We start from the raw sequence: 15,643 nt of genomic DNA, 5'->3' as shown, positions 1-15,643 counted from the left end.
ATGCTCCGTCGCCTGCTGCGCGTCGTCCTTGCCCTGGTCGCAATCGGTTTTCTGGGGTACGGGCTGGCGAAGAACTGGGACGAGACCACCGGCGCCGTCGCCGCGATGTCGCCCTGGGCGGTGCTGGGGGCGTTCGCCGCGGTGCTGCTCGGCCAGTTCCTCATGCTGGTGGCCTGGCGGGAGATCCTGGCGGGACTCGGCACGCGGGTGCCGCTGCGGATCGCCGCCCGGATCATGTTCGTGGGCCAGCTCGGGAAGTACATTCCTGGCGGCGTCTGGGCGTACGCGGCGATGATGGACCTCGGGCGCGACCACGGCAGCCCACCCCGGCGCACGTTCGCGACGGTCTCGCTGGGGCTGGTGATCAACCTCGGTGTCGGCATCTCGATCGCCGCCGCGACGCTGGGTTCCCAGGAGGCGGTCCGCAAGGCCTGGTATCTCGTGCTGCTGGTGCCGGTGATCATCGTCTGCCTGCATCCCAAGGTGCTCACCTGGGGTCTCAACCTGGCGCTGCGCATCGCGCGCAAGGAGCCGCTGGACAGCGTGCTGCCCGGCCGTACCGTGGTCATCGCGGTGGCGTGGACCGCGCTCGGGTGGTTCGTGTACGGGCTGCACATCTGGCTGCTCTCCGGCCGCCCCGACCTCTACATCGTCGCGACCGGCGCGTATGCGTTCGCGTGGGCCACCGGCATCCTCACCGTCGTGGTCCCGGCCGGGGTCGGGGTCAGGGAGGGCGCGCTGGTGCTCGTGCTCGGTCCCGTCATCGGCGCCCCGGCGGCGCTGGCGGTGGCGATCGTGTCACGGCTGGCGTTCACGCTGGCCGACGCGACCGCCGCGGCCATCTCGTTCGTGCTCGGCCGTCAGACGGCGAGCAGCACCCCCGTGTACGCCGACCAGAACGGCTCGGGATCGACCGCCTTGACGCCCGACCGCAACCTCTCCGGCTCCCCCGAGGCGTAGAACCGCTCGATCGCCGCGCGGAGCGCCCCGACGTCGCCCGGCTCGACCAGCAGCCCGTCCACGCCGTCGGTGACGTGGTCGGCGAGCGCGCCTACGCGAGTGGCGATCACGGGCACGCCGTGCTCGTGGCCGAGCCAGACGTTCTGGCTGGCGGTCGCGTTCCGGTACGGGAGCACGAGCGCGTCCGCCTGGGCGAACAGCTTCGGCACGTCGGCGGCGGCCACGTAGCCGGGGCGCAGCTCGACCCGGTCGCCGATGCCCAGCTCGGCGATCAGCGCCTCCGTCTCGTCCAGCCCGCCCCAGAACTCACCCGCGACCGTGAGCCCGATCCCTTCGGGCAGTGCCTTGAGGAGCAGATCCAGCCCCTTGTACGGCCGCACCATGCCGAAGAAGAGCAACCGGCGATGGACCTGGGTGGATTTTTCGGCATTCGTCGAGGGCAGGTGCGGTGGCAGCGCCGCCACGCCGATCGGCTTGCCCGTCAGCCCCCTGGCCAGCTCCGCCTGCTGATCGGAGTGGGTCAGCACACCGTCGACCCGCTTGAGCAGCGCCTTCATGAGCGGCTCGTCGTATGGCTTGCGCTCGTGGGGCAGCACGTTGTGGCAGAGGGCAATGGTCCGGACTTTTCGCCTTATCCCGTACAAAATCCCCAAATATGCGGGGACCTGCACCGGGCTCAGCACGGCCAGCACCACGAGATCAGCCGACCGCAGCCGCTTGCCGGCGGAGACCCACCCGTCGGGCCGCCGCCAGTCGAGCCTGCGCACGGTCTTCGGAAAGGGCGTGCCCTCGGGCTCGGAGATCGTCTGCTGCCCCGGATAGAGGAACGACGGATACTGCGCCCGCCACGACTCGATCACCACGTCATGCCCCTGGGCCGCGAGCCGGTGCGCCAACTCGGTGGTGTGCTGAGCCCCGCCCCCCTTGTACGGGTAGCTCGGGCCGACGATCGCGATCCGCACGTGCCTACTCTCCCCGCGACCGCACGATCAGGTCGGCCAGCAGCGCCACGGCCCCGATCAGCAACCCGGACAGGAAGATCATCAAGGTGTTGACCGGGAAGTAGAACGGATGCAGGACCATGTCCCACACCACTCCCTTGACGAACCCGATGCCCACCAGCCACAGCGCGGGCGGCATGAGCACCTTGAGCGGGTTGAAGTACATGATCATCCGCAGCACCTGCAGGATGTAGCGGTACGCGTCGGACACGAAGCTGAACTTCGACTTCCCGGCCCGCTTGGCGTAGTCGATCGGCAGGTAGTAGATGTCGTGCTGGTTGGACAGGAACGACAACGTGATCGTCGTCACACACGAGAACCCGGGCGGGAGCAGCCGCAGGTAGGGCTTGGCCACCGTCCTGCGGAAGGCCCGCAGCCCGGAGTTGAGGTCGGGGATCTTCTGCCCGGCCAGTACCTCCGCCACCTTGCGGATCACCCACTTGGCCGGGACCCGCAGGAACTTGTGCGAGCCCTCCTCGCTCGTGCGCGCGCCCACCACCTGGTCGATCGTGCGGTCCTTCTCCAGGATCTGCACCAGCTCGGGGATGCGCTCGTTGGGGTAGGTCATGTCGGCGTCGGTCCAGACGACGATCTCGCCCCGGGCCTCCTGCGTCCCGATGCGCCGCACGGTCCCGGCGCCGCCGTTGCGGTGGAAGGCGCGGATGCGCAGGTGTGGGTACTGGGGGGCGGCCTCTTCCAGCCTGGCCAGCGTGTCGTCGGTCGAGCAGTCGTCCACGGCCACGAGCTCATAGGTGTAGCCGCTGGAGTCCATGGCCGTCGTGATGCGCTCTACTTCGTCGATGACGTGATCCTGCTCGTTGTAGCAGGGCAGGACGATGGTGACGTACGGCGCTTCTTCCACGGCAGGTCCACTACTCTTGGGGGTCTCAAGCGAGCTCACGAGGTTTGAGGTTACCGGAGGTCCGCACAAAAGCCTTGGCCTTCAGGCCGAGGACGAATGCGGTTCCCCTCAGGCGGACGCAGATCCGGGACGGGGATCCTCCCCGTTCACGGCGAGGTGCGGGTCGATCCGCCCAACTCAAAGCCGAGTCGGGTTGAGTCCGCACAGGCCTTGGTGGGAGCCCTCACTTCCGAGATCCATATCGTGGGAGGTCAGGGCAGGGCCATCCAGGCGTTGATCCGGAGGGACCAGGTGCCGTCCGGGGGGTCCACGAGCGAGCGCTCGTCCTGGCGGCTCACCAGCGCCATCACCTGGGACGCCGGTCCGTACGGCGAGACCTGGCCGGCCTCGGCGGCCAGCACGACGGGGACGCGGCCCGTGGCGCGCACGCGCTCGATCAGGCGGCGCACCTCCGCCTCAGGGGCGACGTCCGGGTCCTTGTCCTTGTCCAGAGCCACCTTCGCAGCCGGGCGGTCGCACATGCCGCGCACGAGCTGGGTGAACCGGTCGCCGGTGACCCGCTCCACGATCAGCACCGACGCGTTGGGCGGGATCTTCGCGCACATCGCCGCCACGGCCGCCGCCTCCCCCCGCTCGACCGGGGTGAACGCGGTCCCGATCGAGGTGACGGCCGGTGGCACGAGCACTGCCAGCACCGCGAGCGCCATCCCCCAGCGCCGGAGCCGGGGGCCGGACAACCAGGCGGGGCCGCGCCGTACGGCGAGGTCGCGTAGCCAGGCCTGATCGCGTAGCCAGGCCAGCCCGTACGAGGCCAGCAGGATCAGCCCGGGGATCACGATGGGGACGAGGCGGCGGGCGGCCCACGGATGGTCGGGGGTGATCTCGGGGCGCACCAGCGTGGTGACGGTGGTCCAGCCGACGACCGCGAGCGGCAGCAGCCACTCGAACGGCCTGCCGTTCCGCAGCAGCCTCCGCACCAGCACCGCCGCCGCGAGCGTGGCCAGCACCACGACGGGCAGGCCGACGTACCAGATCACCCAGTGCAGGGAGTTCTCGAAGTAGAGCCGCGTGCCGTCGACGGGCAGGTGGTTGACCTGCTGGGTCTGCTGGATCATCAGCTCCGTGCGGCGGTCCTCCATCGTCGTGGGGATCCGGGTGACGGTCTGCAGCCACGGGCGGACGTACAGGCCGATCATGAGGAGCACCACCAGCCCGGCACCGGCCGTGGGGGCCCACTTCGGCAGGCGGATCCTGGCGAGCACCGGGGCGGCGGCCGTGCCGACCACGGTGAGCAGGAGGACGGCGGCGCAGATGAGCAACAGCGGCTTGACCGAGGTCGCCAGGTAGGACAGGTAGGGCCGGGCCAGCACGTACGCGGCCAGCATCCCGGCACCGGCCCCCACGACGAGCCCGGCCAGCAGCGGTAGCCCCAGCGCCCCTTGCGGCTTGGCGAAGCGCCGCATCGCGATCAGCAGCCCCGCGAACGCCAGCACCGGCAGCACGTCGCGCAGCCCGTCCACCCTGACCAGCACGGCCAGCCCGAACGCCAACCCGGCCAGGAGCCCCCGCCCCCAGCCGGACCCGCCCTTCGATGACCCACCCGGCACGCCCGGCCGGCCGAGCGCGTCGTGCGCCAGCGCCAGCCCGCCGAACAGCAGAACCAACGACGGGATCTCGCTGAACGTGCTGCGTGAGGTGTAGAGGACCGGCAGGCTCACCGCGAGGACGGCCGACGCCGGCACCGCCCAGCGCGCCCCCGCCAGCCGCGCCACCACCCCGCCCATCGTGAGCACGGCCAGCCCGCCCAGGACAGCCGGAATCGCGAACGGGATCCCCAGCCAGTCGCCCACCGCGAACAACATCGGCGGCCCGGGCATGAACTGCGGCACCATCGCCCCGTCCATCGGGTAGAACCCGACGCTGTCGAAGACCAGCGAAGGATCGGCGCCCCCGAAGGCCGCGGCCTGCGTCGGGATGGGCAGCGAGCCGTGGCCCGCGATCCAGGCCGCGTACTGTGCGTACGTCGCCGGGTCCCGCCGGACGATGACCTGCTCGGCGTGCATGACCACGTTGAACACGCCCGACGCCACGGCCACCGCCACGACGCCGGCGACCTGCCGCCACGTGGCTTCGACCACCTTGCCCAGGCGCCGCGTGCCGGCCCAGCACAGCAGGGCGGCGGCGGACAGCCCGAGCAGCCCGGCCGGCAGCGGCGCGAACCAGCCGAGCATGAGCAGCGGGAGTCCTGCCAGCAGCCAGCCCGCCACGGCGAGCGCCGGTATCACTGAGAGCGCGGCGAGAACCCGCCCGGGTCGATCGAGTCCCATCGGAGAGCGAGCGTATCCAACCAGAGAGGCGACTTCGACGAGCGCGCGGGCGTGCCGCCGATGGCACGGGCTCCGCGTAATCACGGGTAGCGTATTTCGGGCCGCCGCCGGTAGCGGATTCGCGGCGCGACGTGGAAGCGGGAGGACGTGCGGGTGATGGCGGAGGCTCGCGCCGATCCGTCCTGGTGGAAGCGGCACCGCTGGTTCCTGGTCGTCCTCGCCCTCGGCACGGTCCTGCGCGCCGTGGCGATGCTGGGCTACCGGCCGGCCCTGTGGTTCCCCGACTCCTACACCTACATCGTCACCGTCTTCAGACCGCGCCCCGACCTTGTCAGGCCCGCCGGCTACTCGATGTTCATCAAGCTGCTGGAGCCGTTCCACGGCTTCGGGATGGTCACCGCCGTGCAGCATCTGCTCGGCCTGGCCACCGGCGTGCTGATCTACCGGGTGGCGAGAAGGGCGCCCAGGTGGGTGGCGACGCTGGCCACGGTGCCGGTGCTGCTCGACGCGTACCAGGTCCAGCTGGAGCACCTGCTCGTCTCCGACACGCTGTTCATGTTCCTGGTCGTGGCGGCGGTGGCGCTGTGCATGACGGAGCGGCGGGCCACGGTGGTCGCCATCGGGCTGCTGCTGGCCGCCGCCACCCTCACCAGGACCATAGGCCAGCCGCTCATCGTGCTGTTCGCCGCGTGGTTCGTGCTGCGCAGGCGGGTGGGGATGGCCGGGGTGCTGCTGGCGGCCGCGCTCGTGCCGGTCATCGCGTACGGCGGCTGGTTCTACGCCACGTACCACCGCGTCGGCCTCGTGGGCGCGAACGGCGCCTTCCTGTACGCCCGGACGATGTCGTTCGCCGACTGCGCCAAGATGGACCCGCCCGCCGACCTGAGGGTCCTGTGCGACCCGCGCCCGCCGGAGCGGCGCCCGCCATCCCAGGAGTACATCTGGGCGAAGGACTCCCCCCTCGTGCGGCTGCCCGGGATCACGTTCACGAAGGAGACCGACGACCTGGCGGGCAGGTTCGCGACGCAGGCGATCACCAGTCAGCCGCTCGACTACGCCGCCTCGGTGCTGACCGAGCTGGGCCGCACCTTCACGTGGGGCCGCCCGGTCTATCCCGACCCGGAGGTCTACGGCTACTACCAGTTCCCGGTGACGGAGCCCGGACCACCTGGCCGCTATCCCGCACAGGTCGGCGCCGATTATGCCAAGCTCTACGAACAGGGTGCGATCGGTACGAAGATCGTAGAGCCCTTCGCCGGATGGCTGAGGGCCTACCAGAGCGTGGCGCGGCTGCCCGGCCTGGTGCTCCTGGGGGCCCTGCTGGTCCCCCCGGTGGCGGCTTTCGCGCGCAGGCGCCGGGGACGGCGCCTCGCCGGCCCTCCGGCCTGGCTGGTGCCCTGGTCAGCGGCCGTCGTGCTGCTGGTCACACCGGCCGCGGTGGCGGAGTTCGACTACCGGTACGTGTTGCCGGCCGTACCCCTGGCCTGTTTGGCGGCGGCTCTGAGCATCAAGCCTGACGTGCTAAGACAGTCCGGAGGCGATAATGAGTTTGGCCATGATATTCCACCCAATGTCCGGCTCTGAGTATGCTTTGCCGCGGAAACATCACGCCCGGGTCACGGTCGTTCCCCACGGTCATGACACCTGGCACGCCGTACGTGACCTCGTCTCGTGGCTCGAGGCGACGCAGCCAGCGCGTCAGGCGCAAGAAGTGAGGCTAGGGGACGTATGACTGACTACAGGAGCGTGCCCGTAGTCGAATCCGGGCAGGACTACAGGGCTGCCCCCACCCAGCCTGGCAGCAGGATGGCACGCAGAGCGGCGGCCGCCGCACCGCCGCCCCCGCCCGACGACCGGCCGCCACGCAGCCACCGCGGTGACGGTGGCGGCGGTGGCCAGAACAAGATGCGTGTCCTGGCCTGGGTCAGCATCGGCGTCACCACGGTCATGGTGGCCGGCGCGCTGACGGGCTACACGGTCTATCGCGACGCGTTCAGCAACATCAAGCAGAAGAGCGTCAACAACGACATCATCAACCCGCGGCCCCCGGACACCGGCGCGCTCAACGTGCTGCTCGTGGGCTCCGACACCCGCGCGGGCACGGGCAACGCCAAATACGGCCAGAAGATGGCCAGGGAGGCCGACGCGGGCGGCAAGCGCACCGACACGATCATCCTCCTGCACCTCTCGCCAGACCGGAACCAAGCGCGCCTGATCAGCTTCCCGCGCGACTCGATGGTGCAGATCCCCAAGTGCAAGAACGAGACCACCAAGCAGGAGATGCCCACGCACCGCGGCATGATCAACTCGGCGTACAGCGACGGCGGCATCGCCTGCACGATGTCCACGATCGAGACCCTCACCGGCATCCGCGTCAACCACTTCGTCGAGGTCGACTTCAGCGGCTTCAAGAACATCGTCGACGCGCTCGGCGGCATCGAGATCTGCCTGCAGTCCGGCGTCAACGACAAGGCCACCCATCTCGTGCTGCCGCCCGGCAAGAGCCTGCTCAACGGCGAGAAAGCCCTGGGCTACGTGCGCCTGCGCCACTACGGCGACGGCAGCGACATCCAGCGCATCAAGCGGCAGCAGATCTTCCTCAGCAAGGTCGTCGCCAAGGCCACGAGCAGCGATCTGCTCACCGACGTGGGCAAGCTCAGGGACTTCATCGCCGCCGCGGCCGGGTCCGTCACCATGGACCCGGAGCTGGCCAACGACACCGAGCAGCTCATCAACATCGCGATGAGCGCCAAGCAGCTGACGGCCGGGGGCGTCAAGTTCACGACGATCCCGTGGGGGCCCGATCCCGAGGACAAGAACCGCGTGGTCTGGAAGCAGCCCGACGCCAACGAGCTGTTCAACTCGATCAAGACCGACACCGTGGCCGCCACGCCGGCGCCGTCCGCGAGCGCCGGCACCGGCACCAAGCCCAAGGCCACGGTCAAGCCCGAGCAGGTGAAGGTCCAGGTACTCAACGGCACCAAGACCGTGGGCAAGGCGCGCGAGGTCGCCGACCAGCTGGCCAAGGAGGGCTTCGACGTCGTCGGCCTGGGCAACTTCGAGGCCGCGGGCGGTCAGAGCCTGGCCAAGACCGAGATCCACTACGCCAAGACCATCGACACGGCCCCCGACTACGCGAGCACGCTGGCCGGAGCCGTCGTGCCCAAGCCCGCTCCGGCGGCGGGCAAGGTCACGGTCACCAACCCGCAGCCGTACACCGCGCCGACCCCCACCACGGGCGCCTCGCCCAAGGGCACTCCGGTGATGCAGCTGGTCGTCGGTGAGGACTTCGACTCGGTCAAGGTGACCAAGCTGCCCGACAGCGTCAACAACAGCACCATCACCGCGTCCGAGCAGAAGAACGCCTGCACCTGAGGCTCCAAGTTCCCTGTGGAAACGGGCGTTCTCCGTCCACGCGAGCGACAGGAGCCGCCGGGCGGGATAGTGTGTTGCGGGTCGGCGACGCAGCGCGACACGGAGCCGAGAGGCCAACCGTTGCTCGTGCTGCCGTCGTGTTCCCCGGCCCCGAGCGAAGCTGAGCGACTCCCCCTGTGTCTGACACCAGATTCTCCCCACCGGTCAAGACTCCGCGGAGCCCCGAGGAGGACGCCGGCGGCCCCGCCCAGACGGGAGCCCGCTGGCCGCTGCCGGAGGAGGCGTTCTGGAGCGAGGAGGCCGACCCGCACGGGGTCGCGCCAGGGGAGCTCACCGAGCCTCAGCCCGCGGTGAGGGTCGACGATCCGCAGACGACGACCGACGAGCGCCCCCAGCAGCAGCCGCAGGCGGCGGCCGAGCGCTCCCGGCCGCAGCCGCGGACGACGACGGACGACCGGCCCCAGCAGCAGCCGGAGCCGCAGCAGGAGCCACAGCCGCCCAAGCGCAAGCGCGACCCGTTCCTCGACAACGTCAAGTTCGTCCTGATCGCGCTGGTGCCGATCGGCCACTCGCTGGTGCCGACGCTCGCGGCCGACTCCAACAGGGCCCTCTACATCTTCATCTACACGTTCCACATGCCGCTGTTCGTGCTGATCAGCGGTTACCTGTCGAGAAACTTCTGGAACTCCAACGCGAAGACCAACAAGCTGGTCGACACGTTCCTCGTGCCCTATGTGATCGTCGAGGTCGGCTACGCCCTGCTCCGCGTCTCGGTGGGCCAGAAGTGGAGCCTGACGATCATCGACCCGGCGTGGCTCAACTGGTACCTGCTGGCGCTGCTGTTCTGGCGGCTGTCCACGCCGGTGTGGAAGCGGATGAAATATCCCGTGCCGGTGGCGATCGCGATCTACCTGTTCGCCGGGTTCTCGCAGATCTCGGGCGACTTCAGCATGGACCGCTTCTTCGGCCTCATGCCGTTCTTCGTGATCGGCCTGGTGATGCAGCCCGAGCACTTCGAGATGCTCAACCGGCGCTGGATCAAGATCCTGGGGGTCCTCACGATCCTCGGCGCGGCGGCAGTGGCTATCTACCTCGCACCGAAGGCGCCGCTCGACCCGTTCTACTTCAAGGCGAGCTACCAGGACCTCCACCTGTCGTGGTACATGGGCCTCGGCCTGCGCGTCGGGCTGCTGGTGTGCTCGCTGGCCATGTGCTTCGCCGTGCTGGCGCTGGTGCCCAGGGGCGAGACGTGGTTCTCCGACCTCGGCACCCGCACGCTCTACTGTTACCTGCTGCACGGCATCCCGGTGCTGATCGCCAAGGAGATGGGCTGGCTCGAGTTCCCGTGGCTGTTCGGGCCGCTCGGCGCACTGGCGATCGCCTCGAGCTGTTTCGCGCTGGCCATCGTGCTGTGCCTGCCGGAGACCCGCACAATCTTCAAGTGGGTGCTCGAGCCCCGGCTGGTCTGGCTCTATCGCCGCCCCTCCCGAAGTTAAGCGACCGTTTCACCCGTATTTACGCCTTTGACCTGGTAGGCGCGGAGCATCGACACATGCGCGCATGTGTCGCCACGACCGTCCACCATCCCGAGGACGCCCGGATCATGCATCGGCAGATCAGGGCGCTGCTCGACGCGGGCCACGAGGTCACCTACGTCGCGCCGTTCACGTACTTCAACGTGACCCCCATCATGGGGCTCACCGCGATAGACGTGGCGCGGCACGCCTCGTACGGCAGGGCGCGTGCGGCGCTCAAACGCGGCGTGAAGGACGCGGACCTGCTGATCGTGCACGAGCAGCGGCTGCTGCGCGCGCTGCCCTACCGTCGCCCTCCGGTCGTCTGGGACGTACGCGAGCAGGCCACCCCCAAGCAGCTCGCCCGGGCCGGGAGACGCCACCAGGTGATCACGGCCGCGGAGGTGCCCGAGGCGACCCTGGTCTCGCCCAGCCCGCCTCCCCCCGGCGACACCAGGGTCGTGCACATCGGCCGCCTCTCGGCCGAGCGTGGCGTGTCGGAGCTGATCGGGCTGGCCGAGCGGCTGATCCCGCACGGCGTCAGGCTCGACCTCATCGGCGCCGCCGACCGCGACGTCCGCCCTCTTCTGCGTGACGCGCAGCGGGTGGGGCTGCTCGACTGGTTCGGGTACGTGCCCAGCCGGCACGCGCTGCGGATGGCCGAGGGGGCGCTGGCCGGTCTCTCGCTGGCCGACGACACGGTGCGGAATTCGCCCACCAAGATCATGGATTACATGGGGCGCGGGCTGCCGGTGATCACGACGCCCCAGGGGGCCGCGCTGGTCGAACCCATCGGGTGCGGGCTCGTGGTGCCGCAGGACGTGGACGCGGTGCTGAACGCCGTACTGGACCTGAAGGAGGACCCGGAACGGCGGGCCCGGCTGGGCGCGCTGGGCCACAAGGAGGCCCGCCTGCGCCACCACTGGCCGGACCACGCGGCCGCCTTCGTCCGCCGCGCCGAGTCCTGGGCCGGCCTCCCCGCCCACGCCCTGGCGGTCTGACCCACCCGCCCGCTGTCACGGACGCCGGGGCACACATCGCACGCTCGGCGCGAAGGCGCGGCCCCATCGGCGGCGCTCCAGAGGACGCGGCCGCTCGGACGGGTGGACGGTGGGCGGCCGCGGCGAAGGGCACCGGCGCGACGGCCAAGCATCCCAGAGGGACGCCGGCCGGCCCACCACGGAAGGACATCGGGGGCGGCAATGGCACCAGGACCGAGGGGTTGATGTACTGGGAACCATGGCAACGCATCTCATCCAGGGCCGGACGGTGGCCATGCCGGTGCGGGTGCGGGACGCGGAGGTCTGCAGCGCCTTCTACGCGGTACGCGCCGACGCCGCCAGGGCGGTGATCGCGTACTCCGGACTCGACGTGACCGAGGTCCTGCCCGGCAAGGCCGTCTGCATGCTGCTGTTCGTGGACTACCGCGACGGCGACCTCGACCCCTACCACGAGTTCGGCATGGCGTTCCTGGTGCGCCCTCCTGGCGTTTCAGGGACCGGGGGGCTGTGGGACCTGCGGCAGGCCGGGGTGTTCGTGCACTGGCTGCCCGTGGACCGGCCCTTCACGCTGGAGGCCGGGCGGACGCTGTGGGGGTTCCCGAAGGAGCTGGCGGACATCGAGCTGCGGCTCGGCTCGCCGTACAAACGGTGCATCCTGCGCAAGGACGGCAGGCTCGTACTGGATCTGCTGATCAAGCCGGGCGTGCCCGCGCCGGGCGCCACGGTCATGGCGCCGCTCGACGCCTACACGCACCGTGACGGGATCACGCGGCGCGTCCCCTGGTCCGTACGTGCCCGCGGCGCCGGGGTCCGACCCGGCGGCGCGCTGATCCGCCTGGGCAACCATCCCATCGCCAAGGAGCTGAGCGAGCTGGGGCTGCCCAAGCGGGCGATGTTCACCAGCACGATCGCGCGGGCCGCGATGTCCTTCGGGGAAGCGACCGAGGTCTGAGTCAGACGATCGGCGGGCGGCCGAGCTTGACCATGCGCCAGGCCGTACGCCATGCCATGGGCCGCCGCTCCCCCGCGGGAGTGCGCAGCCCCTCCAAGAACCCGGCGAACCACGACTTGAGCGGCTCGCCCGAGCCGCGCTCGCGCACGACGGTGAGCACGACCCAGTTGGTCAGGTAGAGGAACGCCAGGGGCCACGGCAGGTTGCGCCGCGCCAGCCAGACCCGGTTGCGCGCGTTGAGCCGGTAGAACTCGGTGTGCCGCGTCGGCGGGACCTGCGGGTGGTACATCACCGTCTCGGCGTCGTACTCGATGCGGTAGCCCTCACCCAGCAGCCGCCAGGCCAGGTCGGTCTCCTCGTGGGCGTAGAAGAACCGCTCGGGCAGCCCGCCGACCTGGAGGAACGCCGACCGCCTGATGGCCGAGGCGCCGCCGAGGAACGTCGTGACGGGCGAGGAGCGCTGCGGGTCGCCCGCCCGCAGACGCGGGACGTGACGCCGCTGGCCGATGCCGCCGTCGGGGTCCATCACCCGGAAGGAGATCACCGCGAGGTCCGGCTCGGTGGCGAAGCGGTCGCGAACGTGCGCGACGACCTTCTGGCTGGCATACCAGCCGTCGTCGTCGAGGAAGAGCACGACGTCTCCCGAGCACTCCTCCACACCCCGGTTACGGCCTGCGGGGATGCCCGTGTTCCGGTCGAGCCGGATCGATTTCACGACCGCGGCCGACCCCTCGGGTGGCGTCGCCGACAGTTCGGGCACGTCAGCGCCGTTGCCCACGATCACCACCTCGACGTCGCCGTCGACCTGGTTGAGCGCTGACTCGACTGCCCGATTCAGCTCCGCGACCCGGTTGCCCATGGTGAGGATGACGCACGAGATCTTCAACGAATCACTGTCCTGACGCGTTGAGAACACGGGCGGAGCATTCTTTCATGATCACCGAGTCTGCTGGTCTGCATGTAATGGAAAGGCTGGGGCTAAGCGTATCGGAACCGGCAGTGAACCCCCACCGAACGGCGGACGTCCGATCAATACGACGGACGGGGAGCTTCTCCGGTTCCGACATGAGATCACGCCAGCCGCTTCGACGCGAGGATGCTTACCAAATGCAGGACAACCTGTAGGCATGCCGCGACGAAACAGGCGACGACCAGCACCCGCGACGCCGTCAGCCCGTCGGTGAACGGATCGATGACCGCGGCCGCCAGCGCGAGCAGGGACAGCTCGATCGGCTGCACGATCCGGTGGAACTTCGTCGCGGACAGCACCCGCCTGCCCAGCCCCAGCAGCCCGGAGCGGAACTGCGCCACGGACGCCTCGGTGGCGGCCGCCAGACCTCCCTTGGCCCGCGCCACCTCCACCAGGTCGGTCTCGGCCTTGATGAGGATCGCGCCGAGCGCGCCGGCGAAGCCCAGCACGGTGTACCAGTCGGGCAGGACGGCCGACGCCCGCCAGCCCAGGCCGACGAGCACCGCCGCCTCGGCGAAGTAGGCGCCGACACGGTCGAGGTAGACGCCGGCCAGCGAGGTCTGCCCCGTCCAGCGGGCCAGCTCGCCGTCGGAGCAGTCGAGCAGCAGGTAGATCTGTATCAGCAGCGCGGCGGCCACGGCGGCCCACAGCCCCGGCAGCGCGAGCACGACCCCGCCCGCGATGCCGGCCACCGTCATCACCCAAGTGAGCTGGTTGGGGGTGACGGACGTCTTGGTCAGCGCCCAGGTGACGTAGATGGACAGCCGGCGCATGTAGAGCACGCCTGCCCAGTGCTCGCCGTTCTTGCGCTCGAGGTGGCCGGCGGGCTGGGCGACCCGCCGCAGCTCATCTACCGAAGGCGCGGACATAGTCCCCCACCCGATCGTGGATCTCGGAGTCCTGCATGCGCAGATGCTCAAGGATCGTGTAGCGGCCCGGACGGGTGGCCGGCGCCAAGGCGACGGCCTCGGCGAACTGCTCGCCGCTCAACCCGATGTCGGCGGGCACGACGGGGAGCTCGTGCCTGCGCAGGCAGTCGACGACCTGCGTGACGCGGGCCTCGTCCTCCCTGAGGAAGAAACAGAAGGCGGCACCGATCCCGGCGAGCTCGCCGTGGTTGGAGGTGCCGGGGAAGAGCTGATCCACGGCATGAAGGATCTCATGATCTCCGCCACTCGCGGGCCGGGAAGAACCCGCGATCACCATGGACATGCCGGAAAGGATCAGGGATTCGGCCAGAACGGTCAGGAACGCGTCGGACTCGATGGAGTCCGTACGGCCGATGAGCGCCTCGGCGGCGGTGCGGGCCATCGAGCAGGCCAGCCCGTCGATGGGCTCGCCACGCTCGATGTTGCCGAGCTGCCAGTCCTCGATGGCCGACAGGTTGCTCACCACGTCGCCCACGCCCGCCCTGACCAGCGACTCCGGCGCGTTGTGCACGAAGTCGAGGTCGACCAGGATCGCCAGCGGCATCGGCACCCCGAACGTGCCCTTGCCTCCGTCGTAGACCAGGGAGGCCGTGGGCGAGCAGATGCCGTCGTGGGAGAGGTTGGTGGCCACCGCGACCATCGGGATGCCGGCCAGCGAGGCCGCGTATTTGGTCGCGTCGATCGTCTTGCCGCCCCCGACGCCGACCACGACCTCGTAGGCGCCCTTGCGCAGGTCGGCGCCGAGCGAGACGGCCGCGTCGACCGAGCCGTCGGCCACCCTGAACACCTCGGCCTCGTCCAGCTGGGGCGCGATCAGGCTCTCGATGTGGTCGCCCTGCCCGGGGCCGACTGCCACCGCGACCCTTCCGGAGGTGGCCACGCGGCTGTCGGCCAGCAGTGCGCCGAGCTCCGCCACCGCGCCGCGCCTGACCTGCATGGTCAGGGGTGCCGGCAACATCCTCGCTAGAAGCGGCATCCGCGCCCCCTCAGTAGCGAACGGCTATGGTGCGGGCCTTCGCCAGGTCGTCGTGGTTGTCCACCTCGACCCAGTCGACCTCGCCGATGGGCGCGGTGTGGATCACCTCGCCGCGCTCGACCATCTCCTGGTAGCCGTCCTCGTAGTAGAGCTGGGGGTCGCGCTCGAAGGTGGCCTTGAGCGCGTCGGCCAGCCGCTCGGCGGCGCCGGGCCTGATGAGGGTGGCGCCGATGTACTCGCCGTACGCCTCGGACGGGTCCATCAGCTTGGTGATGCGCCGCAGCGCGCCCTCGGGCGAGAGCGTGACCTTCATCTCCTCGTCGGCGAGCTTCTTCACGTTGTCGACGGCCAGCAGGATGTCGCTCGTCTCGGGAGCGGACAGCAGCGTCTTCTCGATCGAGACCGGGTGCACGGTGTCACCGTTGACCAGCAGCGCGCCCTGGGAGAAGTAGTCGCGGGCGCACCACAGGGAGTAGGCGTTGTTCCACTCCTCGGCCTTGTCGTTGTGGACGAGGGTGAGCTTGACGCCGTGCCGCCGCTCCAGGGCCTCCTTGCGCTCGTGGACGGCCTGCGCCGCGTAACCGACGACGACCACGACCTCCCGTAGGTCCACCTCGGCGAGGTTGCGCAGCGAGATGTCCATGATCGTGGTTTCGCCGTCGACCGGCACGAGCGCCTTGGGCAGCGTGTCGGTGTACGGCCGCAGGCGTCGTCCGGCTCCAGCGGCCAGAACCATTCCCAGCAACGTGCACTCCTAGGTCGAGCATGACTTCGTG

At 69.9% G+C, this 15,643-nt stretch carries 13 protein-coding genes; 6 read left to right on the top strand and 7 right to left on the bottom strand.

The genetic code is table 11. From position 1 onward, the window contains the following. Complete coding sequence (locus ACQPWU_RS07270) at positions 1–960, top strand: lysylphosphatidylglycerol synthase transmembrane domain-containing protein (protein ID WP_433437856.1); 960 nt, start codon at positions 1–3, stop codon at positions 958–960. Here the strand turns inward: ACQPWU_RS07270 and ACQPWU_RS07265 are convergent. The 3 genes from ACQPWU_RS07265 to ACQPWU_RS07255 all read right to left on the bottom strand — a co-directional run bounded on the left by ACQPWU_RS07265 (position 861) and on the right by ACQPWU_RS07255 (position 5,150). Then, the gene (locus ACQPWU_RS07265) at positions 861–1,922 is read right to left on the bottom strand and encodes a glycosyltransferase family 4 protein (protein ID WP_433437854.1); all 1,062 of its coding nucleotides are present in this window, start codon (positions 1,920–1,922) and stop codon (positions 861–863) included. The two genes, ACQPWU_RS07270 and ACQPWU_RS07265, sit on opposite strands and share 100 nt — an antisense overlap. 4 nt (positions 1,923–1,926) lie before the next feature. Then, positions 1,927–2,862 (bottom strand): glycosyltransferase family 2 protein, encoded by a 936-nt coding sequence (locus tag ACQPWU_RS07260; RefSeq protein WP_433437852.1) that lies wholly within the window; start codon positions 2,860–2,862, stop codon positions 1,927–1,929. Between the two features lie 212 nt (positions 2,863–3,074). Continuing rightward, positions 3,075–5,150 (bottom strand): hypothetical protein, encoded by a 2,076-nt coding sequence (locus ACQPWU_RS07255; RefSeq protein ID WP_433437850.1) that lies wholly within the window; start codon positions 5,148–5,150, stop codon positions 3,075–3,077. Between the two features lie 156 nt (positions 5,151–5,306). Here ACQPWU_RS07255 and ACQPWU_RS07250 point away from each other — a divergent pair, with 156 nt between their 5' ends. The 5 genes from ACQPWU_RS07250 (at position 5,307) to ACQPWU_RS07230 (ending at position 11,992) form a co-directional block, all read left to right on the top strand. Next, entirely contained in the window at positions 5,307–6,734 is a 1,428-nt protein-coding gene (locus tag ACQPWU_RS07250) for a hypothetical protein (protein ID WP_433437849.1), read from the top strand. 144 nt (positions 6,735–6,878) lie between these two features. Next, complete coding sequence (locus tag ACQPWU_RS07245) at positions 6,879–8,525, top strand: LCP family protein (protein ID WP_433437847.1); 1,647 nt, start codon at positions 6,879–6,881, stop codon at positions 8,523–8,525. A 176-nt stretch (positions 8,526–8,701) separates the two neighbouring features. After that, entirely contained in the window at positions 8,702–10,021 is a 1,320-nt protein-coding gene (locus tag ACQPWU_RS07240; RefSeq protein ID WP_433437845.1) for an acyltransferase family protein, read from the top strand. Between the two features lie 56 nt (positions 10,022–10,077). Beyond that, positions 10,078–11,040, top strand: a complete 963-nt coding sequence (locus ACQPWU_RS07235; protein WP_433437844.1) for a glycosyltransferase — start codon at positions 10,078–10,080, stop codon at positions 11,038–11,040. A gap of 238 nt (positions 11,041–11,278) precedes the next feature. Then, on the top strand, positions 11,279–11,992 hold the full coding sequence (locus tag ACQPWU_RS07230; RefSeq protein WP_433437843.1) for an acetoacetate decarboxylase family protein: 714 nt from the start codon (positions 11,279–11,281) through the stop codon (positions 11,990–11,992). A 1-nt stretch (position 11,993) separates the two neighbouring features. On the opposite strand, the gene ACQPWU_RS07225 is transcribed toward ACQPWU_RS07230, so the two are convergent. The 4 genes from ACQPWU_RS07225 to ACQPWU_RS07210 all read right to left on the bottom strand — a co-directional run bounded on the left by ACQPWU_RS07225 (position 11,994) and on the right by ACQPWU_RS07210 (position 15,612). Then, positions 11,994–12,878 carry a glycosyltransferase family 2 protein gene (locus tag ACQPWU_RS07225; protein WP_433437841.1) on the bottom strand — a complete coding sequence of 295 codons (885 nt, stop codon included), beginning with the start codon at positions 12,876–12,878 and terminating at the stop codon, positions 11,994–11,996. 185 nt (positions 12,879–13,063) lie between these two features. Continuing rightward, positions 13,064–13,831, bottom strand: coding sequence for a CDP-alcohol phosphatidyltransferase family protein (locus tag ACQPWU_RS07220; RefSeq protein ID WP_433437839.1), 768 nt, complete (start codon positions 13,829–13,831; stop codon positions 13,064–13,066). Then, positions 13,809–14,849: an iron-containing alcohol dehydrogenase family protein gene (locus ACQPWU_RS07215; protein WP_433445171.1), complete on the bottom strand. Its 1,041-nt coding sequence runs from the start codon at positions 14,847–14,849 to the stop codon at positions 13,809–13,811. The genes ACQPWU_RS07220 and ACQPWU_RS07215 overlap by 23 nt, the downstream gene beginning before the upstream one ends. Before the next feature lie 28 nt (positions 14,850–14,877). After that, positions 14,878–15,612 (bottom strand): phosphocholine cytidylyltransferase family protein, encoded by a 735-nt coding sequence (locus ACQPWU_RS07210; RefSeq protein ID WP_360699717.1) that lies wholly within the window; start codon positions 15,610–15,612, stop codon positions 14,878–14,880. Between the last annotated feature and the right edge of the window lie 31 nt (positions 15,613–15,643).

Source organism: Nonomuraea sp. CA-141351, assembly GCF_050944675.1.
In the GTDB taxonomy this organism is placed as follows: Bacteria; Actinomycetota; Actinomycetes; order Streptosporangiales; family Streptosporangiaceae; genus Nonomuraea.
This window is presented reverse-complemented; position numbering and strand designations above follow the sequence as displayed.